General features: G+C 68.9%; 9 protein-coding genes. 5 read left to right on the top strand and 4 right to left on the bottom strand.

Annotated elements, in window-relative coordinates:
* From M6444_RS04780 to M6444_RS04770, 3 genes are all read left to right on the top strand, one after another.
* Window positions 1-1,100 (top strand): asparagine synthase-related protein (locus tag M6444_RS04780; protein ID WP_298323673.1); only part of this gene is annotated, 1,100 nt, incomplete at its 5' end.
* A gap of 8 nt (window positions 1,101-1,108) precedes the next feature.
* Window positions 1,109-1,558 carry a lasso peptide biosynthesis B2 protein gene (locus M6444_RS04775; RefSeq protein ID WP_298323671.1) on the top strand — a complete coding sequence of 150 codons (450 nt, stop codon included), beginning with the start codon at window positions 1,109-1,111 and terminating at the stop codon, window positions 1,556-1,558.
* Window positions 1,555-2,526, top strand: a complete 972-nt coding sequence (locus tag M6444_RS04770) for a hypothetical protein (RefSeq protein ID WP_298323669.1) — start codon at window positions 1,555-1,557, stop codon at window positions 2,524-2,526. Before M6444_RS04775 ends, M6444_RS04770 begins: the two co-directional genes overlap by 4 nt.
* 5 nt (window positions 2,527-2,531) lie before the next feature.
* Here M6444_RS04770 and argG read toward each other — a convergent pair whose 3' ends face one another.
* Window positions 2,532-3,980 (bottom strand): argininosuccinate synthase, encoded by a 1,449-nt coding sequence (gene argG / locus M6444_RS04765; protein WP_298323668.1) that lies wholly within the window; start codon window positions 3,978-3,980, stop codon window positions 2,532-2,534.
* 151 nt (window positions 3,981-4,131) lie between these two features.
* Between argG and M6444_RS04760 the strand changes: the two genes are divergently transcribed.
* Window positions 4,132-4,527, top strand: a complete 396-nt coding sequence (locus M6444_RS04760; protein ID WP_298323666.1) for an excisionase family DNA-binding protein — start codon at window positions 4,132-4,134, stop codon at window positions 4,525-4,527.
* 27 nt (window positions 4,528-4,554) lie between these two features.
* On the top strand, window positions 4,555-5,049 hold the full coding sequence (locus tag M6444_RS04755; RefSeq protein ID WP_298323663.1) for a PIN domain-containing protein: 495 nt from the start codon (window positions 4,555-4,557) through the stop codon (window positions 5,047-5,049).
* 186 nt (window positions 5,050-5,235) lie between these two features.
* Here the strand turns inward: M6444_RS04755 and M6444_RS04750 are convergent, their stop codons facing one another.
* From M6444_RS04750 to M6444_RS04740, 3 genes are all read right to left on the bottom strand, one after another.
* Window positions 5,236-5,859: a class I SAM-dependent methyltransferase gene (locus tag M6444_RS04750; RefSeq protein ID WP_298323661.1), complete on the bottom strand. Its 624-nt coding sequence runs from the start codon at window positions 5,857-5,859 to the stop codon at window positions 5,236-5,238.
* Window positions 5,860-5,923: 64 nt separating this feature from the next.
* Window positions 5,924-7,813, bottom strand: coding sequence for an ABC transporter ATP-binding protein (locus M6444_RS04745; protein ID WP_298323658.1), 1,890 nt, complete (start codon window positions 7,811-7,813; stop codon window positions 5,924-5,926).
* Window positions 7,810-8,910: a nucleotidyltransferase family protein gene (locus tag M6444_RS04740; protein WP_298323656.1), complete on the bottom strand. Its 1,101-nt coding sequence runs from the start codon at window positions 8,908-8,910 to the stop codon at window positions 7,810-7,812. Before M6444_RS04740 ends, M6444_RS04745 begins: the two co-directional genes overlap by 4 nt.
* Between the last annotated feature and the right edge of the window lie 177 nt (window positions 8,911-9,087).

Here is a 9,087-nt window from a genome sequence, read left to right as displayed (position 1 = left end):
TGACCCCACTCCCACACGTCACGACGACACCGCGCGCAGCGCTGGAAGCGGTGATCGGCCGCGCACTACGACGTCCGCCGTGTTTCGTGTCGTTCTCCGGCGGCCGCGATTCTTCGGCGGTCCTCGCCGTGGCGACGGAGGTGGCGCGTAGGGAAGGGCTGCCCGACCCGGTTCCGGTCACCGAGGTGTACCCGGAGGTGGACGACACCGACGAGTCGGCCTGGCAGGACATGGTGATCGAGCATCTCGGTCTGGCCGACTGGGTGCGAATTTCGATCTACGGCGCGAGCGATCTGTTGGGCGAGGTGGGTCAAGCCGGATTGCTGCGTCGTGGGCTGCTGTGGCCACCGGCGTTTCACGTCAAGCAGGCGTTGTTCACCGCGGCTGCCGGGGGAACCCTGCTCACCGGTGAGGGCGGCGACGAGGTCATCGGCGCACACCGGGTCACTCCGCTGACGTTGCTGGTGGGCAAGCGCCGGCCCGCCTCGCGGGCTCTGCTGTCGGCGTCGGCGGCGGCGCTCATGCCAGGTCCGATACGCCGGGCCGCCGCACGGGCGGAGATGCTTCGATCCGGCTATCAATCCTGGCTGCGGCCGGACGTCGCCAAGAAGCATCACCGCTTGCTGGCCGCGGACGAAGCCGGCGAGCCATTGCGGTGGGACCGAGCGACGTGGTGGTTACGACACCGTCGGGCGGTTCACGCGGTTCTCGGTTGCTACCACGCGCTGGGCGCCGAGCACAGTGTCACGGTGGCGCATCCGCTGCTCGATCACGACTTCCTGGCCGCCCTGGCAGCCGCCGGTGGACGGTGGGGTTATGCCGGCCGGACGGCGCTGATGCGCCGGCTGTTCGCCGACGTGTTGCCCGACGAGATCCTGCGCCGCACGAGCAAGGCGTCGTTCGACCGCGCCTACATGGGCGAAGCGACCCGCGAGTTCGCCCGCGCCTGGGACGGCAGCGGTGTCGACCCGGATCTGGTCGACCCCGAGGCGCTGCGCCAGGCGTGGCTGTCGGACGAGCCGTCCACGCTCAGCGGGCTTTTGTTGCAATCGGCATGGCTGGCGAGCAGGCCCGCCACGGTCACCGGAGGTACAGCGTGAGGTCACCGGTGGCTGTGGCGCGCGCCGTCCCCGCGCGGGACTGGCCGGGGGTGTTGATGGCGGCAGCGGTGGCCGTCATCGTCGAGATCGGCCTGCGGACGATGACGCTGCCGCGGCTGGCGAAGCTGCTCGGCGTGCCGTTGCGCCTGGACGACGGCGACGCCGTCATGCCTGAGCCGGGCGTGCTGCGGGCCCGGCCGTGGGTGCGTCGCCGGCTGCGTGCCACCAGGCGGGTCATGCGTCACTGGCCGTTCGGCGACACGTGCCTGCGCCGTGCGCTGGTCAGTGGCCACCGGCTGCGGCGCCTGCACCCCGCGCTGCGGGTGGGGGTGGCGAAGATCGACGGCCGGATTCAGGCACACGCGTGGCTGGAGGTCAATGGCGTGAGCCTCGACCCGGCCGGCGCTGCCGCCTACCGCACGCTGGAGACCGTACGTCCGGGAGGCGGGCCGCGATGACCGTACGTGAGCTCGAGGTCCACGCGCTGTACGGGCTGACGGTGGCCTCCGAGGTGCCGCTGCACCAGTCGCGCGCCGTGCAGCCATCGGGCGAGCCCGACCTGGTGATCCGGTGGGGTGAGCCGATCCCGCGCCGTTCCACGCCGCCGGAGGGACGGGTGCTGGCGCACCTGGAGACCGACCAGCCCTACTACACGTTCACCGTCACCGAGTCCGGCGAGTACGTGCTGCGCTTCTACCGGGTGTGCGACTTCGTCGTTGCGCCGTCGATGCGCCGGGTGTGGATGCACGTCGTCGACGGTGCCGACGCCGGCGTGGCCGGTGTGCTGGCCGCTGGGGCGTTGTTGTCGTTCGTGTTGACGATGCGGCGGCAGCTGGTGCTGCACGCCAGCGCCGTCCAGGTCGGCGACTCGGCGGTGGCCTTCGTAGGGCGCTCCGGTATGGGCAAGTCGACCATGGCGGGGTTGATGTGCGCGGACGGAGCCACGTTGATCACCGACGACGTGCTGCGCCTCGACCACGACGGCGCCGGCTACCGCTGTCGGCTGGGTGCGACGGAGTTGCGGCTGCGAAAAGCGGCCGCCGAGTTGATCGAGAAGTTCCCGGTCGCTCCGGCGAGCCGGGTGACCAGCGATGCCCGCGACGCGGTGCGGCTGGAAAGCGCCCAGCGCGACGACGTTCCGCTGAGCGCGGTGATCGTGCCGGTGCCGGATCGGGAGCGGACGAAGGTCGAGGTCACCCGGCTACGGCCGATGGACGCGCTGATCACGGTGCTGTGTTTCCCCCGGCTGCTCGGCTGGACCGACCGTGCCGTCCTGGACCGACAGTTCCACGACACCGCTGGGTTGGTGGAGACCGTGCCGGTGCTGCAGGCCTACGTGCCGTGGGGACCACCGTTCCCGGACGGCATCGCCGCCGCTGTCGTCGACGAAGCGTTCGGGGTTCGCGCGGCTCCTGTCGTGCGTTGAGCCGGTCAGTCCGTGCCGGACTCCATGGCGGCGCGGTCGAGCCATTCGTCGTCGGCCGTGGGCTCACCGCCGGCGGCGATCGCCTGCGCGCCACCTTGCGGCATGGCGCCGATCAACCCGGTGGAGGCGGCCTGGGCGGCTCCGATGAACTCCGGCTGCGTGGTGCCGACCAGTCCGAGGTTCGCGTACTGCTCGAGCTTGGCGCGCGAGTCGGCGATGTCGAGGTTGCGCATGGTCAACTGCCCGATCCGGTCCACCGGGCCGAAGGCCGCGTCCTCGGTGCGCTCCATCGAGAGCTTGTCCGGGTGGTAGCTGAAGGCGGGGCCGGACGTGTCCAGGATCGAGTAGTCCTCGCCGCGCCGCAGCCGTAGCGTCACCTCACCGGTGACCGCCGCGCCGACCCACCGCTGCAACGACTCGCGCAGCATCAGCGCCTGCGGGTCGAGCCAGCGGCCCTCGTACATCAACCGGCCCAGCCGGCGTCCCTCGTTGTGGTAGCTCGCCAGGGTGTCTTCGTTGTGGATCGCGTTGACCAGTCGTTCGTAGGCGATGTGCAGCAGCGCCATGCCCGGCGCCTCGTAGATGCCGCGGCTCTTGGCCTCGATGACGCGGTTCTCGATCTGGTCGGACATCCCCAGGCCGTGCCGCCCGCCGATGGCGTTGGCCTCCAGCACCAGGTCGACCGGGCTGGCGAACTCCTTGCCGTTGACGGTGACCGGGCGGCCTTGGTCGAACCCGATCGTGACGTCCTCGGGGACGATCTCGACGTCGGGGTCCCAGAACCGCACACCCATGATCGGGTCCACCGTCTCGATACTGACGTCGAGGTGTTCCAAGGTCTTGGCCTCGTGGGTGGCGCCCCAGATGTTGGCGTCGGTGGAGTAGGCCTTCTCGGGACTGTCGCGGTATGGCAGGTCGCGGGCGAGCAGCCACTGCGACATCTCCGTGCGCCCGCCGAGCTCGGCGACGAAGTCCGCGTCCAGCCACGGCTTGTAGATACGTAGGCTCGGGTTGGCGAGCAGGCCGTAGCGGTAGAAGCGCTCGATGTCGTTGCCCTTGAACGTCGAGCCGTCGCCCCAGATCTGGACGTCGTCCTCGAGCATCGCGCGCACCAGCAAGGTTCCGGTGACGGCGCGACCCAGCGGCGTGGTGTTGAAGTACGGCCGCCCCGCCGAGCGAATGTGGAACGCACCGCAGGTCAGTGCGGCCAGACCCTCCTCGACCAGTGCGGCTCGGCAGTCGACCAGGCGCGCGAGCTCGGCGCCGTAGGCCAGCGCACGGCCGGGCACCGACGCGATGTCGGGCTCGTCGTACTGCCCGATGTCGGCGGTGTACGTGCACGGGACGGCGCCGTGCTCGCGCATCCACGCGACCGCGACAGAGGTGTCGAGGCCGCCGGAGAAGGCGATGCCGATGCGCTCGCCCTTGGGTAGGGAGGTGAGAACCTTGGACACGTAGAAAGATTATGCACGGTTATGCATGAACATGCAACGGTGGTGGCGCTCAGCGTGGCAGTGAGCGGATCTGCCTTGTCGCTTTCACCTGCAAGTGCAACACTTGACACTTGTAGGTGAAACTCCGGAGGCTGCCGTGTCCACTCTTACCGTGACGACCCGCCAAGAGCAGATGGCACGTGAGTTCGTTGCCCAGGCGCCCGAGCCTCGGTTCACGGCGCTCAGTGAAGAGGCGGAGGTCGAGATCCCCGATGCGCTGGGCAACTTGATTCGCCAGGTGCTTCGCACCATTGCTGAAGGTGGCTCCGTGACGCTGAAGACGCTTCCGCAAGAGCTCTCCACCACGGTCGCGGCTGCGGAGCTCGGCGTATCCCGCCCGACGCTCATGCGAATGATTCGCGACGGCGAGATCCCGGCTCACAAGGTGGGCACACATCACCGCCTCAACCTCTCCGACGTTGTCGAGTTTCGTCGTGTGCAGCTTCAGCGTCAACGTGCTGCCTTCGACGAACTGCGGCAAATCGAAGACGATCTTGACGTTGAGTGAGTGCCATCCACGGTTACCCTGTGTCGCATGATCACTCGCGTGCTGGCGGACGCGAACGTCTTGTACTCTCGGACGCTACGCGACTGGTTGATCTTGATTCAGCTGGAGTCCGGCGGCGGATTGTATGAGCTTTGCTGGACCGAGGACATCATGGCCGAGGTGGTCTACAACTACCGGCGCCAACATCCGACAGCTGACGGGGCAGTCATCACCAAGATTCGCGACCGAATCACCGCTGCGCTCGGCAACGGCCGCATTGACAACTTCACCATTGACGGCTCCTTCGCTGGATCAGACAAGAACGATCAGCACGTCCATGCTGCCGCCGTCGCGGCCGGTGCTGCATATGTCATCACCGCTGATACCGGGTTCACGTCGCCCGACATCGACCTGGACAGCCTGCCCTACGAGGTACACACCCCGGACAGCTTCCTCGTCCTGGTCGACGACTCTGCCCCACACCATGTACGAGAGGTCACGCGAAGACAGAGAAGCACTGGGAAGCCAAGCCACGGTCGATGAGCCTGGTCGATGCGCTGAAAGCCGCGAATTGCCCAGCCTTTGCTCAACGGGTTCTTGAGCATTTGTGTCATCTTCCGCTGGATCGCCGACAGACCTAGTCGGCCACGCGACCGATGAAGTGCGTCGTGAGGTGGGGTTCGATTTGCGATCGGCCCGATCACGCCAGCGTGGTCCACACGGTGAGGCCTACTCGCCGGTCGACTCCTGCTGCGGGCCGGGCGCGCACAGGAAGAACGTGCGGTCACGGGTGACCCACGGCGTCGCTGCGAACACGACCGGGAAGCCGTGCTCGGCGAGCATCCGGTAGAACTCGTCCTCGGCCGGCCAGAAGGACTCGGTGTTGTTCCACGACGCGGTCAGCCGCGTCTTCCAGCCCTTCTCGTTGTAGAGGCGGCCGGTGTAGCCGTTCTGGACGACGGGGTCGGAGAGCTTGAACGTGGGGTTGTCGGTGGCGACGTGGGTGTCGATGACCACCGGGGAGCCGTTGCGGGCCATCTTGATGAGCAGGCTCATCTGGTCGTCGACCGTCAGGTGGTACCACAGGCCGAGACAGAGCACGAGGTCGAAGCCGGTCAGGTCGAACTCGCGGACGTCTTGCTTGATCCAGGTGATGCGAGAGTCGTCGGGGAATCGATCGTCGCGCGCGTCGACAGCGGTCACCGTCCAGCCGGCGTCGGCGGCGCGCCGGGCGTAGCCACCGTGCCCGGCGCCCAAGTCAACGAGGCGTCCGGGCTGAAAGGTGCTCAGCACCGCATCGAAGACTTGATGGCGACGTGCGCTGATGGCCGGGGTCGTGTTTCGTTTCCGCATAGCTCGCGACGCTACCCGCCGATGGCCGGTCGCGCATGGACGATCGAAGCCTCGCCGACGATGATCACGACGTGGGCTCGAGGTAGGCCGTTGCTTGCAGCCGGAACAGCTCGGCGTAGTGCCCGTCGAGGGCCATCAGTTCCTCGTGCGTGCCGTGTTCGGTGACGCGCCCGCCGTCGAGGACGTAGATGCGATCGGCGGTGCGCACGGTGGAGAACCGATGCGAGATGAACAGCACGCTGCGCCCGCCCAGCAGTTCGCGCAACGACTCGAACAGTGCGTACTCGGCCCGCGGATCCAGCGACGACGACGGTTCGTCCAGGATGACGAACGGCGCGTCGCGGAAGAACGCCCGCGCGAGCGCGACGCGCTGCCACTGGCCCAGCGACAGATCACGCCCGCCTTTGAACATCCGGGACAGGAAGGTGTCCCATCCCTGCGGCAGCGACTCGATGACGTCGTCGATGCCGGAGCGCTGTGCCGCGCGGGCGATGGCGTCGTCGTCGGCGAACTGCTCCACCCGGCCGAGCCCGATGTTCTCGCGAGCGGTCAGGTGGTAGCGCACGAAGTCCTGGAACACGACGGCGATCGATCGCCGCAGTTCGGCGCGAGCGTAGCTGCTGACGTCCACGCCGTCCCAGCGGATCGCTCCGCCGTCGGGCTCATACAGGGTGGCCAACAGTTTCGCCAGTGTGGTCTTGCCCGAACCGTTCTCCCCGACCAGTGCGACGATCTCGCCGGCCTCCAGACGCAGGGACACGTCGTCCAGCGCCGGCTGCTGGCTCCCCGGGTAGGTGAACGTCACGCCGTCGGCGGTGAGCGTGCCGAACGTCGCAGGTGCCGGTGCGCCGGCCTCGGCCTGCTCGGCCGCGGGGCGCATCGACACGAAGTCCGCCAGGTCGTCGAGGAACAGGCCGGACTCGAAGATCTGCTGCGCGCTCTTGAACAACGTCGTCACCTGAGCGGCGAGCAGCCGGATGGCGATGATCGCCGCACCGGCCTCGGCCAGGGTGACCCGGCCGCGGCCCACCAGCCACACCAGTGCCATCAGCGTCGCGGCGAGGAAAGCCGCGGAGGCGGCATTGCCCACCACCGCGAGCCGGGTGCGCCGGCGCAGGTGACCGCGCAGGTCAGTGGTGTAGGCGTCGTAGACGTCGTCGAAGCGTTCGCGCAGCGTGCGGGACAGCCCGTAGGCACGGATCTCCTTGGCCTCGTCGCGCCCGGTCTGGATCAGTCCGAGATAGTGGCGCATCCGCAGCCGTGGCGTCTGGCTGACGGTGAAGTCGAACTCGAGCCGACTCTCGGAGCGGCTGGTGAAGAACAGCGGCACCCCGGCCAGCAGCAGTAGCGGCAGCAGCACCGGCTCCAGGCTGACGATGGCCACCGACAGGCCGACGCATCCCGCAGCGCCGCCCACCAGGCCCACCAGGCCCTGGGTGAGCTGGTGCGGGCGGCTCAGCGCGTTGGTCTGTACTCGTTCTAGGCGGTCGTAGAAGCCCGGCGACTCGAACGCGCGCAACCCGACGGCGCCGGCGACGTCGAGCATCTGCTGCCACGTCGATCGCATCACCAGCTCGGAGAGCAGCCGCTGCTGGTTGGTCCGCACCGCGGCCGACACGGCGACGACGGCGGTGATCGCGGCCAGCAGCAGCACCGGCACCAAGACATGGCTGCTGCCGGCCGCGCCCTCGGTCACGTCGAGGATCGCGTCCAGCACCATCTTGACCACCAGCACCTGCGCGGCGATGACGGCGGCGCCGAGCAGCTGCAGCGCGGTGGTGACGATGAAGGCCCGGCGATCGGCCGACCACGACAGGCGCAGGCTCTGGCCGATCAGGGCACGCATGCGACCGACCGTCTTGCGTCTGCGCCTGGCGGTGGCCGCCAGCGCGATGTAGTCGTCGCCGTCTGGGTCGGGCAGCTCCGGCTCAGGAGCCGTGGCGCGCGTCGTCACGGCGTAGCCCCGGCCTGCGTCTCGACCTGGCGCAGGTACGTCTCGAGGGATTCCAGGCTGGCCGGGCGCCGCTGCGCCGGTCTTGCGTCCTGGTCGCCGCCGGGTAGCCGGTTGGCGATCCCGCGCAGGCTGCGTCGTCCGATGGCCGCCCAGGTACGTGGGCTGGTGGAGCGAGCGGAGCGGGCCATGAACCGGGCCGGCGAAGCCTCCTCGCGCAGCGTCGGCACCGGCCAGAGACGGTCGACGGTGCGCAGAGCTGCTCGTAGCCCGGGCGTGATGCCCAGGGCGCGGTGGATGTCCGACGGCAGCGGGGTCTGCAGCAACGTCCGGGCCCGGGCCAGGACGATGCCCAGCGCCGGCGCGGCACCCCAGGCGACGGCGCGCGTGACGAGCTCGTCCCAGTCGGTGACGCGACGAGCGAGCTGGTCGACGTCCAGGATGAGCAGCATCCGGTGCGCACCGGTCAACGCGGCGTGCAGGCCGACGTGTGCGACGGCGTCGGCGTCGGCGAGCGTCCAGGCCGACGACAGCCCCACAGGCAGCTGGACACGTCGGGCGAGCAGCTCGTCGGTGGGCACCGTGAACTCGCTTCGCGTGGACGCCATGTTGATGACCGACCAGTGCAGGTCGATCAGCATTCCGGACGGGCTGACCCAATGCATCTCGCCCGGCGTGCCAGGGTTGATCAGCATGTCGTGGTAGTCGATGACGTTCCAGCCGGCGTCGAGGAAGCGCGCGGTCACGTCGCGCAGTGCCGACGGTGCGACCAGCACGTCCACGTCGGTGTAGGTGCGCAAACCTGGCGCGGGATGGGCGTGCTCGGACAGCACCGGTCCCTTGACCACGGCCCAGTCGATGCCGTCGAGGATGGTGTGCAGGCCGTCCAGGACCACGGAGGTCCCGAGGTGCTTGGACATGGCGGCGTCGCGGTCGGGCTTGAGCTCGGCGGCGAGGTCCGGGTCGTGCGGACGCAGCAGCACGTGAGCCAGCGGCGCGACGCGGTGGTGCCGCACCGCGGGAACGAACGAGGCGCGAGCCAGGCCGTCGACCAGGATGGGCGGCCGGCCCACGCAGACGTCGACGATGGCCGCGGACACCGCGTCCAGCCGTGCGGTGGCCCGTCGAGATCGTGACGGTGCAGGTCGGGAACGCGCCGCCGATCGGCGAGAGCGCGACGATGCCCGTCGCGCGTGCGCAGGTGTGTGAACCGACCGCGCAGAGCGCGAGGTCGAGCGATTCATGAGCCCCCCAGCATCACGAGGCCGGCGCCCCCC

The sequence above is a fragment of the Haloactinopolyspora sp. genome, assembly GCF_027324685.1.
GTDB lineage: Bacteria > Actinomycetota > Actinomycetes > Jiangellales > Jiangellaceae > Haloactinopolyspora.
The sequence above is the reverse complement of the archived record's forward strand: the minus strand, read 5'-3'. Positions and strand labels throughout refer to the sequence as shown.